We start from the raw sequence: 20569 nt of genomic DNA on the forward strand, positions 1-20569 counted from the left end.
CGCCGAAGCGGATCGCCGGCCTCAGCCTCTCGATCGTGGCGGCCGCTCGGTTCAGGCCGGCCCGCCGCGTCGAGGAACTGCGAGCCGAACACCACGGAGCAGCCACCCGGGCCTCCTTCTGCGCTTGAGCTCCTGCCTGCTCCAGGCCATCGCGACGCCGAGCCACGCTTGCCAGCGGCCCCCGATCGTGCTGGTCTGACGTCGGCTGCACGGTGCACGCGTACGCTTTCCGAGTCCAGACGACACTGGTTGCGTGATTGTCGAACGCGCGTATGTCCATCTTTCCTCGTACGACGAGGAATCCTGGCCTTGGTCGGTGCCTTGCGTCCGACAGTTGCCCAACGAAGGGCCGGCATCGAGGTGCCGCGCCGTCCTGCCGTGCTCGACGCTGTCCGACGGGCACACGCACGCGGTGCGTGCCTGGTCGGCTTCTGCAGCGGCGCCTTCACACTCTCCGAGGCAGGAGTCCTCGACGGTCGCCGAGCCACCGCACACCGGCAGTGGGCGGATTCCTTCCGGGCCCGCTTCCTCTCTGTCCGGCTCGAATCAGACGTGCTGTTCGTGGATGACGGTGACATCCTCACCGCCGCGGGGAGAGCGGCCGCGCTCGACCTCGGGGTGCATGTGGTCCGCGGTGTCTGACGGGTGCCGGACCCGTGACAGTGAGCGACGTCGGGAGACGTTGGTGAATACTGCGCAACCCGCCCCGCAGTTCGTCCACGAACCGCACATCCCAGCGGCTGGGAGGGCTGAGTCGTCCCACAAGGGGTAGTCGGGCTGAAGGAGGCACTCGCTGGTACCGAGGGATGGAGTCGTATGCCACGCATGATGGAACGTATCAAGCAGTTCGCAAGGAGCCCCCAAGGGCGTCGTATGGCCGAGCAGGCGCGGCGGGCCGCTGCCGACCCCCGTCACCGGAGCCGGGCCATGAGCCTGCTGGGTAAACTCCGCGGCCGTCGCTGACCGCGTCCGCTCCACACAGAGTGCGTTGCGGAAGGTCACGAACAGGCAGCCTGGGCCGGCCATGGGTTGCGTCCGGGGAAGTGGTGTACGGGTTCGACCTGACCCGGGTGTTTGCTCCGGCGTCGGGCTGATGCCCGCATGGATGAACGGCCACCGGCTGATCTTCGAAGAGTCGAAGCCTCGAAGGAGATCAGCACGATGACCGCAACTGACAGTGTGCTCCTGCACGTTCTCGCCGAGGACAACCTGGCCGCGGCGAGCCCTGATTTGCTGCGCGCGATGGTCACGATGTTCGCCGACGCGCTCATGTCCGCAAAGACCGACGCCCTCTGCGGCGCCGAATACGGGCAGGTAAGCGACGAGAGAGTCAACCACCGGGACGGCTACCGCCCACGCGAGTGGCACACCCGCGCGGGCACCGTCGAGCCGGGCGTTCCCAAGCTGCGCCGGGGCGGTTACTTCCCGCACTGGCTCCTGGAACGCCGTCGGCGGGCTGAGCAGGCCCTGATCCGGTGGTCGCCACCGCCTTGATCTGCTGGGCGTCTCAACCCGCCGGGTGGAGAAGCTCGCCGAGTCCCTCGGTGTCACCCAGCTGTCGAAGACCCAGGTCAGCGCGATGGCCAAGCACCTCGACGAGTGGGTCGGACGCAGGACTTGGGATGGCGAGCGGTGTCCCGGACCCGCTCGTCGGCGACCACCGAGCGGGAGATCTCCTCCCGCCCTGCCAGGCTCGGCACGACCTCCGCCCTGTTGCGCTCGGGGGGATGGGAGTCACCCGTTCGCCGCCACCACACCGCGAATCGAGCCGCGACCTTGTCTGGCGTGGGTGACTTGCTGAGCCGTACGGGCAGGAGGTGCCCAAGGCCGGGGCAAGGCCGTGGATTGGCGGTAGGCGGTAGGCGGTAGGCGGTAGGCGGTAGGCGGGAGGCGGGAGGCGTTCGGTTTCGGGGATGGGTTCTTGGGTGCAATGGTTCCTGCCCGTTTCGGTCCTTCCGCCGGGACGGGGCATCCGTTACAACGAGTGTGCGGGGTGGCCCAGTTGGCAGCCGGGCAGGTCAGGCGGTGCAGGGCGGGCGCGGGACGGTGGGGTGTGGTGGAGAGCGGGGCGTTGCAAGGCTCGACGGCCAGTACCCGGATGCGGCACGAGGGCCCGTCCGGCGTGGAGAAGGGGATCGCGCAGTCCGCTCCCGAGGTTTCCGTCGTCGCACGCCTGGCTCATCTTCAGGAATCGGCGGGGAACTCCGCCGTCGTACGGCTGCTGGGCATGGGTGCGGCTGCCGGGGATGACGCCCTGGGGGCACCGGATCCTGCCTTTTAGGTCCTTCCGGTGGAGCGCAGGCTTCGACTACAACGGGTGGCGCGGCAGCTTAGTTGTCAAGGAGGACCATCTGTGAACTCCGTCGGTCGGGAACACCTCAGGGTCGGCGAGCGGGCATCGGGCACGACGCGCCGGACGCAGCCGCCGACGACGACCATGAGCGGTGCGTGGGTACGCCATCTGCAGCGCGTGGCTGAGGGCGGGGCCACCTCGTCGTCCGCCGGAGCCGGTCGGGAGACCGAGGCCGCCGATCGGTCCCAGGTGCAGCGGACCGCGGTGGACGAAGGCCTTCGGTCGCCGACGCGGCCCCTCGATCCCGCGCTGCGCGGCGAGATGGAACAGCGGTTCGGCGGCGCCGACTTCAGCGGCGTACGGGTGCACGACGGGCCCGTGGCGCAACGTGCCGCCGCGGCGGTCGAGGCCAGGGCGTTCACCAGCGGCGCGCACATCGTCGACGGCGGTGAGATGTCCAGGAAGGACTGGGCGCACGAGCTGGCGCACACCCTTGATCAGGCGGCGGGACCGGCACCGGGCACCGACAACGGCGCGGGCCTGCGTATCTCGGACCCGCGTGACGAGGGTGAACGCCGGGCTGTCGCCGCGGCCGACCAGGTCATGAGCGCTCGCGCACCCGTTCAGCGCCTGTCCGCGGAGCACGAGCACCCCAGTGGCCACGCGGAGCACGATCACGCGCACCCATACGCCGGTTCAACGTTCGTCCAGCGGGTCCAGCAGAGCGCCGTGACCGAGGAGCCCGTCGCCGAACAGGCTGAGGGGCCCGAGCAGTCCGGGCAGCAGGCCAAGGGGGCGGAGATCATCACCCGCCTGAGCCAGTCGATCGAACAGCACACGGTCCAGAGCAAGGTGAAGAAGAACGTCTTCGCGCCGGGAACCTGGTGGCCGGAGCAGTGGATGGTCGTCGGGCCGGCCCGGCTCAGGAAGACCCTCGACCGGCGCGTGATGCGCGGCGAGACGTTCAACGACCAGGACCTGGACGACATCAAGCACCTCTCCCAGGCGAATGCCCAGTGGCTCGAAGCGGTAGGCATCGGCACCTACGAGCAGGCCGAGAAGTACGCCCAGGGCCGGTTCGACACCTGGCTGACTCTTCCTGCGGGCAAGCGCGTGCTCACGGCCACCCTGGCCGTTCGCGCCAACCATCCGGACGTACGCGAGGCGGGCCGGCGCACGCCGATCTCGCCGGACTACACGCTCGGCCGGTTCATGCTCACCCAGGCCCCCGACACCTCGCCGGAGGAGAAGCAGAGCCTGGAACGAGAACGCGACCAGCAGATCCGCGAGACGGCCGTCGACACCCTGCACCCGGCAGGGATCCCGTCCGAGCGCCTGCACCCGGCTGGCATCCCCGAAGCGAGCCCCACGACGGCCAAGGGCAAGGGCAGGAGTACGGCGTCGGACTTCGTGGCGAAAGATGCGCGGGCTCGCGAGATGCTCACCAAAGTGCTGCTCATACTGCAGAACGGGCTGAAGCTGTACGACCCGAAGGCCGGGGCACACGTGGCCGACTACGAGAAGGATGTCATCCGAGCCCTTGCCCACGGCGGGCGGGTCAACATCCGTATCCCCGCTCTGCGTTCCGCGGACGAACCGGCCTACTCGCTGCCGGAGTTCCTGGGCGTGACCCAGGACGACCGTACGAACACCCGCGCGGGGGACGTCATCGACCGTGGCTTCGCCACGCACCGCACCTCCATCGGGGCCAACAAGGAGGACAAGCCCGGCGCGTTCAAGGAGAAGGGCGGCCCCTTGGCGTCGGTCACCAACATGCTGTCCGTCGGGTCCGGCCGCCCGGACCTGTGGGGACAGAACATCTCCGGCGGTGGCCTCGGCTCCAAGGACTGGAACGGCGACGTGGTACTGCCGAACGGGTCGTACGGCCACATGCTGCTGGTCCACCACCGGCCGACCATGAGGAAGGACGGTTCGCTGCAGATCGGCATCGAGACCCTCGCGCCGCATGCCACCAGCCCGGTGGGCTACGAGCACGACTTCCGCTCCACCGAGGCCACCGCCAACCCGGAGTCGGTCATGCACGGCCACAAGGGCGACAAGGTCGGCTCGGGCGGCCTGGGCAAGAACGAACGTCTGGTCGAACTCGGGGAGATGGGCAAGGCCCATTCCAGCGGCAACTGGCGCACCTTCCTGGACGAGATCAAGAAGCAGTGGGACGCCGCGCTGGTGGAGACCGAAGACGGCTCCCAGGCACGGCGGGTCTTGTACGAAGGCTTGGTCGGCCCACGGACCCAGCCGAGATCCTGACCACAACAGCCCGGCTGTCGAGAGAAGCCGACGGCGTTTGGGTGCGTCCGCAAGGGGAGTGGTAGTCCCGCCCCGTGGGTGTGTCGACGGGAGCGGCAGCACCGGGCGGGGTACGGCGACGGGCGGGTGTATCCCTCGCGCACTGCGGCCAGGACATGGGCCGGCGTGAAACGCGGCCGTCTTCCGGAGGTGACCTACGGCTACCCTCCTCCATGTCGAGGAGGGGCAACGCGGCAAGGGGTATGGGCGGGCCGCGACGGCGGCCGGTGAGCAGTCCCTCCGCACCGCAGGTGACAACGCGCCGATGGTCACCGGAAGGGGCTGCGACCACGTCGCGATGAACCTCCGCACCGGCGTCGGCCACCACGTCGTCGAGGACAACCGCTTCCTCGACCTCGGTGACGACATGCCCTGAGGCCGTCGGCCGCGCCTCGCCGCAGTAACCCGCCGGGCGCGGCCGGCAGCCTCAGTCCCCGTCCTTGCTGATCGCGTACACCTTGCCCTCGTCGTCGCCCACATAGACCGTGCCGTCGGCCACTGCGGGCGCGGAGCCGGCCGAGGAGGTCGTGGTCGAGGTCCAGTTCGTGTCGCCCGTGGTCGCGTCGACCGCGTACACGTGGTCGCCACTGACCACGTACACGACGCCCTCGGACACGACCGGGGCGTAGGGGGTGCCGTAGCCGACGGAGGTGCTCTGCCATGTGCGGCGGCCGGTCGCCGCGTCCAGGGCCATCAGTTCGCCCTCCCCGGAGACGTAGACGGTGTCACCGACCACTGCGGGCGCGGAGCCCTGCCAGTCGCCGCTGGCCACGGACCACTTCTCCGTGCCGGTCGCTGCGTCCAAGGCGTAGAGCGTCTCGTCCCGGCTGCCGACGTAGAGCGTGTCACCCGACAGGACCGGTGCCGACTCGATCCAGTCACGGGTGGGATACGTCCACTTCTTGTCGCCGGTGGCCGCGTCCAGGGCGTACACCTTGCTGTCGCCACTGCCGACGTAGACGGTGCCGCGCGCCACCACGGGGCGTGTCTCGACGGATCCTTCGGTGCGGTGCGCCCATTTCCGGGCGCCGGTCCGTGCGTCGAGCGCGTACACTTGGGCGTCGCCGCTGCCGACGTACACCGTGCCGCCGACCTCGACCGGTGTGGACTCGACCCCGGCCCCGGTGGTGTAGGCCCACTTCTTGTCGCCGGTGGCCGCGTCCAGCGCGTACACCTTGCCGTCGCGGCTGCCGACGTAGACCGTGCCGCCCGACACGAACGGCGAGGCCTCGATCGCATCGCCGGTGCGGTAGGCCCACTTGCGGGTGCCGGTGGCCGCGTCCAGCGCGTACACCTTGCGGTCGTTGCTGGTCACGTAGACGGTGCCGCCCGACACCACGGGCGCCGACTTGACGGCTCCGGTGGTGGCGAAGGTCCATCGGTTGCTGCCTGCAGGCGAGTCCTCGGAATCGTCGCCGCCGTACACGCCGGAGAGGACCGACATGAGGGTCACCCCGCCGGCAACGAGGCCCGCGACCACGGCTGCGGCTGCCAGGCCACCCACCAGTACCGGGGCCCAGGGGCGGGTGCGCCGGGCTCCCGGCCCGACGGTGACCGACACGGACACCGGGTCCGCGAAGGGGTTGCCGCTGGGCGGCAGGGGTGAGGCCGGGGCGGTCTGCGTGGCCCATCCCGGGATTGCGAACGTCACGGAGTCCGCTGCGGAACGCCTCTGGGGCGGGGTGGCCCACGTCGGCGCGGTCGGTGTGAACGCGGCGACGGTGGGGACGGCCGTAGGGGCGTCATCGTCGACAGCCGGGCCGCGCCCGGCTGATCCATCCGGCGCCCCGGGCGGTCCCGGGCGGCGGGGTCGCGCGGGAGTGGCCGGCTGTGTCGCCGCGGCCGGACCGGCGGGCATCGTCGCGGCGGCCGACCCGGACTGCGGGGAGGCCGGCAGGGCGGCACGCAGTCGGTCACGGACCTCACCCGCCGTAGCGGGACGTTCGTCGGGATCCTTCGCCAGCATCTCCAGCACCAGCGAGTCCACCGCCGGTCCGAGGCCCGGACGCACCTGGCTGGGAGCCGGCGGAACCTGCTGCAGGTGGGCCACCAGCAGTGCGGCGGTGTCCAGATTCCCGAACAGGCGCTCACCGGTGAGGAGTTCGTACATCACGCAGCCCAGCGAGTAAAGGTCCGCCCGGTGGTCGCCCGCCCGGCCGGCCAGCCGCTCCGGCGGCAGGTAGGCCACGGTTCCCACCACCGCGCTGCTAGCCGTGGTCGTGGCCGCGTAGCGCGCGATGCCGAAGTCGAGAATCTTGAGCATGCCGGCGTCGGTGAGCATCAGGTTCGCGGGCTTGAGGTCGCGGTGCACGATCCCCGCGGCATGGGCGGCAGCCAGGGCGTCCGCCGCCTGGGCGATCCAGCCGAGCGCGTCCGCCACCGGCGGCGGACCGTCCTTGCGGAGCACGGTCGACAGATCCCGCCCCGAAAGCATCTCCATGACCAAGAAGAGCGTGCCGTCCGCGTCCTCGCCCAGATCGTGGACGGTGACGATGCCAGGGTGGTTGAGGCCACCGGCTGTCCGCGCCTCGCGGAAGAACAGCCGGGTTCCTTCACCGCCCTCCAGGTGAGACTGGAGGAGCTTGACTGCCACCCGCCGCCGTATACGGGTGTCATGCGCGACCCAGACCTCGCCCATTCCCCCGCGCCCCAGCAACACCTCCAACTCGTAGCGACCCGCCAGCATTCGCCCCGTCATGACGCTCCCTCAACCACACGACCCCGGAAGACCCCCCATGCGGCACCCGGGCCACGCAGGACACGCGGGCGATCGTAGTGCCCCGCCCGCTCGCTCACGGCCCGTAAATAGGCACCCGCGGAAACCGCGCGCCACAAAACCGGACGCATACGCGCGCACCGGTGCGAGTACAGGGGCGATGGAGGCCCTCTGGCCGACTCCGGTGCGCCACCCTGGACTGGCTGCCGATGCCGTCGCTCACCCCTCCCTGGCCGCCGCCAGGTTGCGGGAGACCACTGGTGTACTCGCCTCCCCCCGACCTGGACTCCGAACAGCGCATGCACACCCACTACGCCCGCGCCGCGAAGGCCCTGCACGTCCAGACCGAGTCGGGCGGGGAGTTCTGGGGGTGGTGGTCCGGACGCACCCTGGGCGCCCCGGACCGCACGGCCGCCGGCGCCCCGGTGCCGCTGCGACTGGTGTCCGCCCCGGAGGCCAACGCTTCGGGCTGCCGATGTCCCGCCCCGCAGGGCCGGTGAGGAAGGGGAGGGGCCGGTCCTGCTGTCTGAACGGAGCGGTGCCGGATTCCTCGGATGTACGGCTCGCAGCGTGGGGTTCCTACCGCGGTAGGAACCCCACGCTCGCAGTGACTGGCGCTGGATCTCAGCTCTTGTTCCGGCAGGGCATGCTGTGGTGCGCCCGTTCTCACGGCTGCGTCGGTGGCCGAAGCTCAGGAGTCGGCACCGGCGAAGCCGGATGAACCGGCGGACAGGACCGAGCCAGGCAGCCTGATTCTCACCAGTGAGGCAGTCGACTTGGTACCAGTGGACGACCACCACTGCCACCACGCCCTCAAGCCGATGCCACGCTCACGCCGAGCACATCGCCGGAGCCATCGTGAAACTCCCCCACTCGATGACTCGATGGGGGACTGCACGAGGGCCGATATGACCGCGAGGACGGCTCCTGCGACCGTGCCCAGCTCCCGTTACCCACTACGGATACGGGAAAGCCCCTCAGATCCGCCAGGAGCGGAGCGCGTCCGCGACGTCGTAGATGCTCAGCCGGGTCTCGCGGACCTTTCTGATCAGGTCGGACAGGGCGCCATAGGGAGCGTCGATGCCTTCTCCGGACTGGTCCATGTACTGGCTGGTGACGAAGCCGGCGAAGAGGCTGTTGCGGTGGGGGAGCGGTTCGAGACGCACGATGGTGTGCAGGAGCGCGGCCGCGCGCCATGCGGCGTCGGGGTTGGACGTGGCGAGGGTCGGCATGCGTGTCTTGTGGCGGGCGACAGCCGCTACAAGAGCCGAGTAATCGGTGACCGACACGTCGTCGTGGCCAAGAGCGACGTCCTGGACGTCCAGGAGCCAGGAGACGTCGATGTGCAGGATCTCGCTCATCAGGCGGCGGTGGCCCCTTGGCCGCGCCCGGACGCGGGAATCTCATCCGGGAACGCCTCGTCGAACTCGGAACGCAGCCTGTCCGCCCACGAGGCGGCGCCGGCCACGAACCGTTTGCGATGCATCTCGCGGACACCGAGGTCGTGCAGGTACTGCTTCAGGCTCTTGCCCTCAGCCGCAGCAGCCGCGCGCACGCCTTCCATTTCTTCCTCAGTGAAGGGCACATTCAGTGATGGCATACCGGCATGGTACCTACTTGGTACCTGCTGGGGCGACCCCCAGGCTGATCGCCGAAGGCGCGAGGGCTGTTGGAACGAGTCGGCCAAGGACGTCGCAGCGATGGCCAACACCCGCGGCGGCCTGATCATCTACGGCGTTCAGGACGAGACGTGCGAGCTGGTCGGCATCAACCCAGGTGGACGTGTACACCGAGCAGTACGCCCAGCGGGTTCGCAAACGTCGCCGAGCGCGGCGACGTCCCGCCCTTGTCCGCGGTGAAGCGGACCGTCTGCACCGCCAGCCGGCACAGCTGCTGCGCCAGGCACCTGACGGCCGCTCGAGACCGGCGCCGGCGGCTCCTCCGGCCCGCAGGGCCCCGTCGGCCGCGCTGTGAACCTTCCGCGCGCGGGACGCGAACGGGCTCAGGGCTCTCACTCGGTCGCAGGCAGCCGAGGGTTCACGTCCACGAGGCGCTGCACAGGGCGTATTCGTACTGGAATCCACCCCGGGCCCAGACACGCACTGGTCGCGGGCCTCCATGGCCGCCCGAACCGGGCTGTCGAAGTCCACCATCAGGCGGATCTGGGGGAAGTTCGACCCGCTGCAGCCAGAGCCGAAGCAGAGAGCTGCGTTTCAAGCCGTCTGCGCCTGCCCGGCTCCCAGGGCACCCGCACGCCGCGCGGCCTCAAGAGTGTTGAGCGACCGTGCGATCAGGTGCTGCTGTCCGTCTCAAGGGGGCGGGACTTCGGGTTTCGTACGGAGAGGGCCGCGATGTCGTCGTCCAGCCTTCCGCCGCTGAAGCGGAGCAAGTCCTGGTGAAGCCGGTCGAGCAGTCCGTGGGACGACACCGGGTTCTGCTGTCGCATCCAGTCCTGCAGCGGGAAGAACTCGCCGGCGGAGTCCCGGGTCTCCGTCACGCCGTCGGTGTAGAGCAGGAGCTGGTCGCCCGGGGCGAAGGGCGCGGTGTCGGTGCGGTAGTTGTCTTTGACGAGTGCCGCGAGGTTGAGAGGCGGCGAGGGTTCGCTGGGCTCCAGGACGTGCATCTCGCCCTGGTGCACGAGAAGCGGTGGGGGGTGCCCGCAGTTGAGGAGCCTGACGTGGCCGCCGCCGGGCGGGATCTCGGCGAGCAGAGCGGTGGCGAATCGTTCTGGGAGATCCTGGGAGGGGTAGGCGGCACTGTGACGGCCGATGCTGATCTCCAGGCGCTGGATGACGCCCGTCAGGTCGGGTTCGTCGTGCGCGGCCTCTCGGAAGCAGCTGATCAGCGCAGAGGCCGCCCCCACTGCGGCGAGGCCCTTGCCTCGTACGTCTCCCAGGAGCAGCCGGACGCCGTGAGGTGTCTCGGCCGCCTCGTAGAAGTCGCCGCCGATCCGCGCCTGGGCCTGCGCCGCGACGTACAGCGAGTCGATCTCGATGCCCCCGAGGCGGCTCGGCAACGGTCGCAACAGGACTTGCTGGGCGGCGTCGGCCACGAGCCGGATCTGGAGGAGGGCCTCCTCCCGCCGGAGCCGGACGTGGCTCGCGTAGGCGGCCGCCAGGGTGACGGCGGCGATTGCAGCCGCCGTGTAGGGAGTCCCCAGGTCGGTGTAGACGAGGCTCAGACCGAACATGATCAGCGCACAGAACGCGCCCAGGAGGATCGTGGGGAGCACGGGCCACATCGAGGCGGCCAGAGCGGGCGCGGCAGGCAGGAGGCGGCTGATGGCGATGTCCCTTGGTGTCGCGAACGCCAGCGCGCCGATGAGGATGGTGAGGATCACCGGTGACAGCCGGACAGCGTCCCATCGGTCACCGTGTGGCCGACGGCGTCGCTGTCGCCTCAAAGTAGGCACGAATGAATCGTAACTACAATAAAGCGGTCATCGAGTCAGGCGGGAACGCATGTTCACGCCCGGCTTATTGCCATGATCGCCGGACTTCGCCTCACCCAGGCGGCGCTCGCCGACGAGCAGCCTCACAGGCCTGGCAGGGGAGCTGGCGGGACCGCGCAGCAGCGCCACGCCCTTGGCCTGGGCTGCCTCGACCGTCAGGTTCTCCATCCCGATCATGGCGCGGAACTGCGAGCAGCCCTCGGGCGCACGAGATCGGCCAGCGCACCACGACTGCCGCGTACGTCGAAGCCGCGCAGGAGGGGTGTGCGCTCCTGCGCGGCCCCGCAAAGCGTGCACAACCGCGTTGCTGAGTTCTCCGCGACGTTCAGGACGTGTTCCAGATCGAGCAGTGGCGCGCCCTGCGGGGCTCCCTCAGCACTCATCCCGAAGGCCGAGGAAGTCGCGGACCATCGACTGCGGCGGCGGATGAAGGAGCCCGGTTGCGACCTGGTTGTAGTCGATGCCGTCGACCGGCCGCACATGACTCGGGAGCGCGCACCCATACCCGGTACTCCGCCGCCTCCACATTCCCTTCCTCACAATCTCGGAACGATGGAATCCCCACGAAATAGGCCCAGCCCACTTCCGACCTGTTCCTGGAGCCGCTGCCTGCACCGCCGGGAAGATGGCCGTGCTGCTGCACACTGGAGCGGGTCTCGCTGCGGCGGGACACCAGCCACCAGGGGAGGGAGCGCAGATGGATGTGGGCTCGGTGTTCGGCAACATGGGTCGGGTGGCGGCTGGTGTGGGCCGGCTCCTGTGGGAGGTGATGACCGCGCCGACCACGGGCACGGAGAATGACGCCCGGGACGAGATCGGCAGGCTTGCGCAGAGGATCGCGGACGAGGTACCGGAGGAGCTGCGGGACCGGGCGTGGGGTCTGGTCCTGCAGGCGCTGTACGAGGTGCCTCGGGAGATCGAGCAGTTGGTGCAGGAACACCAGGGCCCGGACGACGAGGAGGCCGAAGAGCCGCCAGCTCCCCGACGAGCATGACCGCCTGGCCGCCGCGCTCTTCGAGGGCGACTGGACGGCCGAGGACACCGCGCTGTCAGTGCCTCGCCGTAGGGTGCCGGGCATGGCCCCTTATCGGCCTCGACCCGCAGTTGAAACCACCCACCGGCCCCCGCACCGCGGCCCGGAAAGCCCGACAGAGAGCAGATCCCGCTGTGTTCCAGGAGACCCCCATCTTCAGCCGCCTCGTCGACGAGCGCGGTGACGTCCCCGCCCAGGTGCGCGGTGAAGCCGAACGCATACGCCGTGGCCTGGACCAGCTACTGCGCCGGTCGCCCGGACCAGACCCGAGCGCACCGCCGAACCTCCCCGGCCCGAAAGTTCCTTCCGCCAGCCTGTAACGCGAAGAAGGCGCCGGGAACCGGCCGCGCCGGGGTTCTCTGGTTGAATCCGGACGCGGCCTGACGCCGTCCGGTCCGACAGCAGACGCCGCCTTGAGGACCCTGTCCGGCCCTTCCCAAGGCGCGGACCCTGGCTGGCGGTTGCTTTCCGTCCTGCGGGACATCTTGTCGGCGACGGCCGCCGCTCTGACCGGGACGCGAGCCAGGCAGGTGAACGGGTTGGCTCACCACTCCAGATGCGCTGCCGTGTCGTAGCGGTCCATTCTCCGAGCGTAGACGCCGGTACTCCCCAGCGGGGCCGCTCGTTGCGCCGAGTACCTGCGGCGCCGAGGGATGTGGCTTCGACGCGGTCGGGACTGACCGGGTTGGAGGCGCTGGAAGGCTGCACGACCCACGCGTCACGGGCGGCGGGACAGACCGATACGGCGGGCCGTATCGCCCTCGGTCACTGCGCCGACCTGACGGCTCTGACCGGGCGCTGCCACCTGACTGTCCCCTCATCCCTCCACGACGGCGGGGAGCGCGAGTGACTCGTCCAGGAACTCACTTACGTACGCCAGGACTTGCTCGCGGCCCGTGCCGCGTAGACCGATGGCCACGTGGATGGAGAAGCCGTCGAGCAGGGCGCGCAGCCGGGCGGCGAAGCGGTCGGGGTCGACGGGGCGGAACTCGCCGTGCGAGATGCCCTCGGCGAGCAGCGCGACGAGGTCGCGGTGCCAGGCGCCCTCGATGGCGGCCTGGCGCTCGCGGGCGTCCGCGTCGGCGGCGGCGCTCTTCGAGCGGTTCCAGACCTCCAGCCAGAGGGTCCAGTGCGGGTCGCGATGGCCCTCGGGGACGTACAGGCCGACGTACGCGTCGAGCCGTTCGCGGGCTGACGATGCCCGCACGAGCAGCCGTCCGCGCTCGGTGCCGAGCTGCCCCTCACTCCACTCCAGGGTGCGCAGCAGCAACTCGTCCTTGGAGTGGAAGTAGTAGAGGAGGTGGCCGCTGCTCATGCCGACCTCGAGACCGAGTGCCGCCATGGTGAGCTTCTCCAGACCACGCTCGGCGATCATTTCCATGGCCGTGGCGAGTACGTCCTCGCGGGGTGGTGCGGTGTTGCGCCGATGGGGGGTCACGGGGCGGACTCCACGCGGACGGCGTCCGGGACGAGCCGGGTCTCGTAGCCGCCCGAGCAGTCGGAGGCCTCGATGGCGACCTCGGCTCCGCAGGAGCAGACGCGATTGACTCCGTGGTACGGACTCAGGCCACAGCAACCGCTGATGCGCGAGGTGTGGGGGTGAAAGCCGAGGTCGACGACGTCGAGCGGGTGCAGGACGTACGTGCCGCACGACCCGGCGGAGACGAGGAAGCCCCGTTCGTCGGACATCCACATCCCGCCTGGCACGATTCCGTCGTACGCGTCCTCGTCCTCGTCCGCGCACGGTTCGAACGGCGCCCCGAACGGCAGCGGATCGACCACGTAGACGCCGCGCGGCACGCTAGCCTGGCCGTGTCGTCGTCCCTCCGCGTCGGGCATGCCGTCCCAGCCGGGGTACTCGGGCATCTCGTCGATGCGCCGGACGGGCTCGGTCAGACGGAGCCCGCAGGCGGCGCAGCACAGTACGTTCACTTGTATGTTCTACCTGACCTTCGTGGTCCTCAGACCTTCGGCTGCTGCTGCGTGATGCAGTGGATGCCGCCTCCACCCGCGAAGATCGCACGGGCGTCGACGAGCGTGACCGTCCGCTCGGGGAACAGCCGGCGGAAGATGCCGGCCGCGAGTTCGTCACGCGGATCGTCGAAGCCGCAGAGCACGACCCCGCCGTTGCAGAGGTAGTGGTTGATGTAGGAGTAGTCGGCCCAGTGGCCGTCGGCTTCCAGGGCCGTCGGGGCGGGGACCTCGACGACCTCCAGGCGGCGTCCCCCCGCGTCGGTCTCCGCCGCCAGCAGTCCGATGATCTCCTTCGACACCTCGTGGTCGGGGTGCGCCGGATCCGGCTGGGAGTGCGCGACGACGACTCCGGGCCGGGCGAAGGCGGCGACGATGTCGACATGGCCGAGTGTCCCGAAACCGTACGGAGGATAGTCGCCGGTCAGTCCGCGCGGCAGCCAGATCGCCTTGCGGGTGCCGAGCAGACCGTGGATCTCGGCTTCCACCTGCGCGCGGGTCCAGCCGGGGTTGCGCTCGGGTCCCAACTGTACGGTCTCCGTGAGCAGGACCGTGCCTTCTCCGTCGACGTGGATCGCGCCGCCCTCGTTGACCAGCTTCGAGGCGTACGTCCGGGCCCCGGCCAGGTCGGACACGTGTGCCGCGATCCTGGCGTCGTGGTCCCAGCGGGCCCATTCCTGGGCGCCCCATCCGTTGAACGTCCAGTCCACGGCGGCCAGTCCACCCTTGCCGTCGGTGAGGAAGGTGGGGCCGATGTCACGCATCCAGGCGTCGTCGAGTTCACGCTCGACGGTGTCGATGCCGGGGCCCAGAAGGGCTCCGGCCCGGGTGGCCTGGCCCGGGCCGCACACGACGGTGACCGGCTCGAAGCGGCTGATCGTCCGGGCGACATCCGCCCAGGCCAGGCGGGCCTCGGCGAGGCCCGCAGGGTTGTCGAAGGTGGGGTTCGGGCCCGGCCACGCCATCCAGGTGCGTTCGTGCGGGGTCCACTCGGGAGGCATGCGGAAGCCGTCGGCGGCGGCAGACGTGTCCATGGGGGTCCTTAGAGGAAGTACAGACGGTTGAGGGACACGGACTCGGCGGGCTCGGAGTGCAGAGGTTCGCCGTCGAGCGTGACTAGGCCGGTGTGCGGATCGACATCGACGATTCCGGTACGGGAGTTGAGGTGCAGGTCGGCGGGGCCGATGCCGCGTGTGCCACGAACGGCCACTCGGCGGCGGCGCGTTGGCATGGCGTCGTTTCCCTGGTCGAGTGCGGCCCGCGCCACGAAGGCCACGGAGATGTCGGCGGGCGTCGTACCGTGTGCACCGAACTGCGGTCCCAGAACGAGGGGTTCACAGGTGTCGGTGGCGGCGCCCGGGTCACCCACGACGCCGTACGCCGGGAAGCCGGACTTCAGCACGAGCTGCGGCTTCGCGCCGAAGTACTCGGGCCGCCACAACACGATGTCGGCGAGCTTGCCCACCTCAATGGAACCCACCTCATGGGCGAGACCGTGGGCGATGGCGGGGTTGATGGTCAGTTTGGCCAGGTAGCGCAGGACGCGCGCGTTGTCGTCGTCGGCGCGGTCCCCTCCCAGGGGGCCCAGCTCCGCCTTCATCTTCCCGGCCATGGCGAAGGTTCGGCGTACGGTCTCGCCCGCGCGCCCCATGCCCTGCGCGTCCGACGAGGTGATGCCGATCGCGCCCAGGTCGTGCAGCACGTCCTCGGCACCCATCGTCCCGGCCCGGATCCGGTCGCGGGCCATGGCGGCGTCACCGGGCAGGTCGGTCTTGAGGTCGTGTACGGAGACGATCATCCCGTAGTGCTCGGCGACCGCGTCCCGCCCGAACGGCAGGGTGGGGTTGGTGGAGGAACCGATGACGTTCGCCACGCCTGCCATCTTCAGCACGTTCGGCACGTGCCCGCCGCCGCAGCCCTCGATGTGGAAGGCGTGGATCGTGCGCCCGTCGAGCACGCGCAGGGTGTCCTCGACGGACAGACACTCATTCAACCCGTCGCTGTGCAGGGCGACTTGGACGTCGTGTTCCTCGGCGACCCGCAACGCCGTGTCGAGGGCGCGGGTGTGGGCACCCATGTCCTCGTGCACCTTGAAGCCGGACGCGCCGCCTTCGGCGAGCGCCTCGGTCAGGGGTGCGTCGTGGGACGACGAACCCCGGCCCAGGAAGCCGATGTTGACCGGCCAGGCGTCGAAGGCGTTGAAGGTGTGCCGCAGCGCCCAGGGCGAGTTGACGCCGACGCCCCACACCGGCCCGAACTCCTGGCCGATGATCGTCGTCACGCCGGAGGCGAGCGAGGCCTCCATGATGCGCGGCGACAGCAGGTGGACATGTGTGTCGACGGCACCCGCAGTGGCGATCAGCCCCTCACCCGACACGATGGACGTACCCGTACCGACGACGACGTCGACACCGTCGAGGGTGTCCGGGTTCCCGGCCCGCCCGATCGAAGCGATCCGACCCTCTCTGATCCCGACCGACACTTTCCGGATACCCTGCACCGCGTCGATCACGACCACATTGCTGATGACGACGTCACAGGTCTCCCGGACGGACGCGGCCTTGAGATGCAGCCCGTCGCGGGCGGTCTTGCCGAAGCCGACGAGGAACTCGTCCCCGTATCGCTGGGCGTCCGACTCGACACGGATCGTCAGCCCCGAGTCGCCGAGGCGGATGCGGTCACCGGCCCGAGGGCCGTGGGCGGCGGCGTACTCGTACGGGTTCACCGCTCGGCCTCTTCGGTTGTCTGGGCCCCGGCTCCCAGATATCCGCAGGCGGCGGCTCTGCGCAGGGCCTCCTCCCGGGCACCGGGTGCGTCCAGGGGGCCGTCCACCAGCCCGGCGAACCCGATGGCGATCCGCTCACCTCCGATCGGCAGCAGTCCGACCTCGACGCTCGCCCCCGGCGCGAAGCGCACGGACGACCCGGCGGGCACGGCGAGTCGCATCCCGTAGGCCACCGCCCGGTCGAAGTCGAGCCGCGGGTTGGCCTCGAAGAAGTGGAAGTGAGAGGTGACGGAGACCGGGACGGTCGCGGTGTTCGTGACCGTGAGGCGCACGACCGCCTCGGGCTCGGCGTGCTCGGGCCCCGGCAGCAGCGCACCGGGAGCCTGGTCCACCAGGCGGCCCCCGATGGGGTCGGTCACGACCGCGAGTCGCGATCCGTCATCGAAGACGGCCTCCACATGCACCTCCGTCACGATGTCCGCGACACCTGGCAGCACGTCGTCCGGCCCGAGCACGGCCCGCGCCGCCTCGACGGCCTCCGCGAGGCGCCGTCCGTCACGGGCGGCCTCACACACGGCGTCGGCGACGATCGCGGTCGCCTCCGGCACGTTCAGCCGGAGGCCCCGGGCCCTGCGCGCCCGAGCCAGTTCGGCCGCTCCGAAGAGCAGTAGTCGGTCACGTTCCGTGGGAGTCAGCCGCACCCTGACGCCTCCTGCCTTCCATACGTTAGAGCGCCACTCTAACTATGGTGCTCTCAGGGCGCACATACTCACGCGCGATGGGCAATATCACATGGAGCATCGATCTAAAACCTGACGGGGTCGTCGCGGTTTCGGGTTCGTCACGCCCCTCCCGCGGTGGCACGAGCAGCCGGGAGTGCGGCGCTGCGCGGCTTCCGCGGATATCGGTCCTCGACCGACTGAAGGTGAGTCGGTGTGGTCCGGTCGACCGGCCGAAGTGAGCTGTGGGGGAGCTCGCCACGCTGGCGTTCTTCGCGCCGGTGGCGTGGATGGTCCTCACGTCCTTCCATCAGGAGGCGGACGCGGCGACCATCTCGCCGCCCCCCTCGCCGCCCTCACCCTCGACCAGTACGAACTCCTCTTCAGCCGGGACATCACCCATTCCTCCTCAACTCGGCAATAGCCAGCATTCTTTCCACGATCCTGGTCCTCGCCCTGGCGGTGCCGGCGGCCTACACGCTGTCGATCAAGCGGACCAGGTTGGCGGGCATTGTCACGTTGTGAGCGGGGTGAGGTGATCTTGTGGTTGATCGCGTCTGGATGGGATCGCCGGTGTCGTCCGCGTCGCCGTTGTACAAGGGCACCGGTACCCGGTCGAGATCATCTCGCACTGCGTGTGGCTGTACTTCCGGTTCCCGCTCAGCTTCCGCGAGGTCGAGGAGCTCATGCTGGAGCGCGGCGTCGTCGTGTCCTACGTGACCATCCGCCGCTGGTGCCTGAAGTTCGGGCAGGCCTACGCCAACTCCCTGCGCCGCCGGCGCCCTCGCCCCGGCGACAAGTGGCACCTCGACGAGGTCTTCATCAAGATCAACGGCGAGCAGAAATACCTGTGGCGGGCCGTCGACCAGGACGGCAACGTCCTGGACATCCTCGTGCAGAACCGACGCGACAAGGCCGCGGCCAGGCGATTCTTCCGTGGCCTTCTCACAAAGACGTGTACGGTGCCGCGGGTGGTCGTCACCGACAAGCTCCGCTCCTACGGAGCCGCCCACCGCGAGGTCATGCCCTCGGTCGAGCACCGCTCCCACAAAGGCCTGAACAACCGGGCTGAGAACTCCCACCAACCGACCCGGCAGCGCGAACGGGCCATGAAAGGCTTCCGCAGCACCGGCGCAGCGCAGAGATTCCTCGCCGCGTTCAGCGGGATCTCACCCCACTTCCGACCCCACCGCCACAGCCTGTCCGCTACCCACTACCGAGCCGAGATGATCATCTGCTTCGCCATCTGGGACCACATCACCGGCCTGCCCGCAACAACCTGACCCAGACCGACACCCGGGCCGGCCACACCCAGCACGCTGTCAGGCACCCACGCACCCAACAACGTGACAGCGCCAGGACAATTCCTCGCGTACGCACCGGCACCGCTCCCCGCGCCATGGCACCCCTGCCCCACCTGGCCATCGGCGCTCTCCGCCTGGCAGGACGGGACAACATCGCCGAGGCACTGCGCCATCACGGGCGAGACATGGCCCGGCCGCTGGCGCCCCTCGGACTCGCGTGATCATTCCCGGCCAATCACGAGAACGACGGAGCCCTGCCCACAGGGGTGACCGAGCGGCGGGGAATGCCTACTCCTTGACCTGCTTCGGGTCGATCGGAATCTCGCGTGCCGTGTTCTCGGCGCGCTCCTCTGCGCCCAGCTTCAGCGTTGCGGTCCCGCAGCAGCGGTCGTACTGGTTCTGCCAGTCCGTCATGAACGCGTCATAGCTGGACTGGCCGACCAGCTTCAGGTCCGACTCGTCGTTGTGCCAGACGCCGTTGCTTGTCCAGTTCGCGGAGCCAACGAACACGATTCTGGAGTTGACCGCACCTGCGTAGCCGCCGCTGACCATCATGTACTTGTCGTGCGTGTAGTGCAGGGCGTTGCCGTTCGCGTCGGTTCCGCGGCTGGTGTCGTGCACGGAGATGTTCGGCCGGTCCTTCAGGTAGTTCTGCACGCTGCTGTCGACCTGACCGGCGGTGAGGAGTATGCGGATCTTGACGCCGGTCTGTGCCAGGCTCACCAGCTTCTTCGGCAGTTCGAGATAGTTCCGGTCGCCCGGCTGCCCGTGAGAGGTCCACTGGAACATGGCTATGTTGATCGTGGCCGGCGCCTTGACGTTGTTCAGGAAGTCGACCCAGGTGTCGCTCTTGGAGCGTGCCTTGGGCCACTGGTAGGAGGGCGGGGACAGTGTCCTGGCGGCCTGGCCGTCGGTGGAGCTGTAGTAGTCGGGCATCAGCGGGCCCGGACCGTTGAGCGCCCCCTTGGCCATGGCGGTGAAGTAGCGGGCGTAGAGGTTGTACAGGTCGACGTTGCCCTTGACGGTGGCGCTGCTGTTCCACGCGGTATTGGCTTGGGCGGACGTGGGGTTGGCGCTGCTGACGGTCACGGTCCTGTTCGCGTCGCTCCCGCCGCTGAACATGTAGTACTTCGCGTGCAGGGAGGAGCCGGAATAGTGGGTCAGGCAGCCGCCCGGGCACAGCGCGGCGAAGCTGGAGGCTTGCGGATCGTTGCCGAGCTCGGTGACCAACGACTGCCAGACCGCGTTGTCGCTGTGCACGTCCATCAGCGCCTTGACGATGACGCCGCGCTGGTGCGCGGCGATCAGGGCGTTGGCGAAGTCCGGGCCCGGCTGCGTGCTGCCGATCGAGTACATGGCGACGCGTATGGTCTGCCCGCAACTGGCGCTGTTGATCGATTCGATGATCGGGTCCATGACGTTCATCCGGGCGTCGGGGTCCTCCGGGTCGTTGAAGCGAGGACCCGGTGTCGAGGTGAACGTCCGGGACTCGCAACTGAGGGGAGTCTTGGCCTTCTTGACCGCAGCGTGCGCCGCGGTCGGCGACAGCGCGGTGACGGCCAGTGCACTGATCAATGTGAACGTTCGCTTCATGGACGTGCCTTTCGCTGAGCTGTTGCCGATGACGAGTCGGGCATTGCTGTGCTGATCGCCCCAGGGTGGCCGCCGAGGCGAGCCCGGCAGCCGGCGTTCACCCAAAACGTCGCACAGCCCTCCCAGTCGACCTCCGCCGTGCGGTCGTGGCGGAGTGGGCCGCTCCGGCCGAGCCGCCGACGCGGCGAGGAGGCCGCCGGTCAGGGGCGCTGCCACGACGTTCGCCGTAAGGACGTGGACGCGTGTCGGGAGCGGGGCCGGGAATGCGCCTGTGCTCGGCCACGCGTTGAGATCCTGCGATGGGACCGGGACATCCGGCGGACATCCCGGTCGATGAAGTGCTGGTCCGTTAGTGTCTGCCCGAAGTTGTTCCATGTATCCCACTGATCCACTGTTCGGCAATCAGGAGACTTGTGAAGGCGTCGAAGGGTTGCACGAGGAGACAGGAAAGCAGGTA

At 69.3% G+C, this 20569-nt stretch carries 16 protein-coding genes and 2 pseudogenes; 7 read left to right on the forward strand and 11 right to left on the reverse strand.

Annotated elements, in window-relative coordinates; translation table 11 throughout:
- Window positions 1-249: 249 nt before the first annotated feature.
- From OG858_RS45965 to OG858_RS45975, 3 genes and pseudogenes are all read left to right on the forward strand, one after another.
- Window positions 250-633 (forward strand): annotated as a pseudogene (locus tag OG858_RS45965) (DJ-1/PfpI family protein); the annotation flags it as partial.
- A gap of 528 nt (window positions 634-1161) precedes the next feature.
- Window positions 1162-1606: pseudogene (locus OG858_RS45970) on the forward strand (transposase); the annotation flags it as partial.
- 747 nt (window positions 1607-2353) lie between these two features.
- Entirely contained in the window at window positions 2354-4561 is a 2208-nt protein-coding gene (locus tag OG858_RS45975) for an eCIS core domain-containing protein (RefSeq protein ID WP_319315827.1), read from the forward strand.
- A 466-nt stretch (window positions 4562-5027) separates the two neighbouring features.
- Here OG858_RS45975 and OG858_RS45980 read toward each other — a convergent pair whose 3' ends face one another.
- Complete coding sequence (locus tag OG858_RS45980; RefSeq protein ID WP_319315824.1) at window positions 5028-7298, reverse strand: outer membrane protein assembly factor BamB family protein; 2271 nt, start codon at window positions 7296-7298, stop codon at window positions 5028-5030.
- Window positions 7299-7576: 278 nt separating this feature from the next.
- On the opposite strand from OG858_RS45980, the gene OG858_RS45985 reads away from it, so the two are divergent.
- A complete protein-coding gene (locus tag OG858_RS45985; protein ID WP_319269276.1) occupies window positions 7577-7816 on the forward strand; it encodes a hypothetical protein in 240 nt (79 codons plus the stop codon).
- A 477-nt stretch (window positions 7817-8293) separates the two neighbouring features.
- Here the strand turns inward: OG858_RS45985 and OG858_RS45990 are convergent, their stop codons facing one another.
- Together OG858_RS45990 and OG858_RS45995 are read right to left on the reverse strand one after the other, a co-directional pair.
- Window positions 8294-8677 (reverse strand): toxin Doc, encoded by a 384-nt coding sequence (locus OG858_RS45990; protein WP_086746720.1) that lies wholly within the window; start codon window positions 8675-8677, stop codon window positions 8294-8296.
- On the reverse strand, window positions 8677-8916 hold the full coding sequence (locus tag OG858_RS45995; protein ID WP_060905160.1) for a hypothetical protein: 240 nt from the start codon (window positions 8914-8916) through the stop codon (window positions 8677-8679). The genes OG858_RS45990 and OG858_RS45995 overlap by 1 nt, the downstream gene beginning before the upstream one ends.
- Here OG858_RS45995 and OG858_RS46000 point away from each other — a divergent pair.
- A complete protein-coding gene (locus tag OG858_RS46000; protein ID WP_319315823.1) occupies window positions 8891-9175 on the forward strand; it encodes an AlbA family DNA-binding domain-containing protein in 285 nt (94 codons plus the stop codon). The two genes, OG858_RS45995 and OG858_RS46000, sit on opposite strands and share 26 nt — an antisense overlap.
- Window positions 9176-9606: 431 nt before the next feature.
- On the opposite strand, the gene OG858_RS46005 is transcribed toward OG858_RS46000, so the two are convergent.
- Window positions 9607-10656 carry a PP2C family protein-serine/threonine phosphatase gene (locus OG858_RS46005; RefSeq protein WP_086746724.1) on the reverse strand — a complete coding sequence of 350 codons (1050 nt, stop codon included), beginning with the start codon at window positions 10654-10656 and terminating at the stop codon, window positions 9607-9609.
- A 99-nt stretch (window positions 10657-10755) separates the two neighbouring features.
- A complete protein-coding gene (locus OG858_RS46010; protein WP_086746725.1) occupies window positions 10756-10944 on the reverse strand; it encodes a hypothetical protein in 189 nt (62 codons plus the stop codon).
- A gap of 520 nt (window positions 10945-11464) precedes the next feature.
- Between OG858_RS46010 and OG858_RS46015 the strand changes: the two genes are divergently transcribed.
- Window positions 11465-11761, forward strand: a complete 297-nt coding sequence (locus OG858_RS46015) for a hypothetical protein (RefSeq protein WP_256960199.1) — start codon at window positions 11465-11467, stop codon at window positions 11759-11761.
- An 856-nt stretch (window positions 11762-12617) separates the two neighbouring features.
- Here the strand turns inward: OG858_RS46015 and OG858_RS46030 are convergent.
- Genes OG858_RS46030 through ureA form a run of 5 tightly spaced genes read right to left on the reverse strand, consistent with a single transcriptional unit; the run spans window position 12618 to window position 17197 of the window.
- On the reverse strand, window positions 12618-13181 hold the full coding sequence (locus OG858_RS46030; protein WP_319269323.1) for a TetR/AcrR family transcriptional regulator: 564 nt from the start codon (window positions 13179-13181) through the stop codon (window positions 12618-12620).
- 53 nt (window positions 13182-13234) lie between these two features.
- Window positions 13235-13732: a hypothetical protein gene (locus OG858_RS46035; RefSeq protein ID WP_086746727.1), complete on the reverse strand. Its 498-nt coding sequence runs from the start codon at window positions 13730-13732 to the stop codon at window positions 13235-13237.
- A gap of 29 nt (window positions 13733-13761) precedes the next feature.
- A complete protein-coding gene (locus tag OG858_RS46040) occupies window positions 13762-14805 on the reverse strand; it encodes an agmatine deiminase family protein (RefSeq protein ID WP_327747650.1) in 1044 nt (347 codons plus the stop codon).
- Window positions 14806-14813: 8 nt separating this feature from the next.
- Complete coding sequence (locus OG858_RS46045) at window positions 14814-16538, reverse strand: urease subunit alpha (RefSeq protein ID WP_373420770.1); 1725 nt, start codon at window positions 16536-16538, stop codon at window positions 14814-14816.
- Window positions 16493-17197 carry an urease subunit gamma gene (gene ureA, locus OG858_RS46050; RefSeq protein WP_086746730.1) on the reverse strand — a complete coding sequence of 235 codons (705 nt, stop codon included), beginning with the start codon at window positions 17195-17197 and terminating at the stop codon, window positions 16493-16495. Before ureA ends, OG858_RS46045 begins: the two co-directional genes overlap by 46 nt.
- A gap of 584 nt (window positions 17198-17781) precedes the next feature.
- Between ureA and OG858_RS46055 the strand changes: the two genes are divergently transcribed.
- Entirely contained in the window at window positions 17782-18498 is a 717-nt protein-coding gene (locus OG858_RS46055; RefSeq protein ID WP_327726155.1) for an IS6 family transposase, read from the forward strand.
- A 309-nt stretch (window positions 18499-18807) separates the two neighbouring features.
- Here OG858_RS46055 and OG858_RS46060 read toward each other — a convergent pair whose 3' ends face one another.
- Entirely contained in the window at window positions 18808-20112 is a 1305-nt protein-coding gene (locus OG858_RS46060) for a phospholipase D-like domain-containing protein (RefSeq protein WP_086746732.1), read from the reverse strand.
- Window positions 20113-20569: the final 457 nt, after the last annotated feature.

The organism is Streptomyces europaeiscabiei (assembly GCF_036346855.1).
In the GTDB taxonomy this organism is placed as follows: Bacteria; Actinomycetota; Actinomycetes; order Streptomycetales; family Streptomycetaceae; genus Streptomyces; species Streptomyces europaeiscabiei.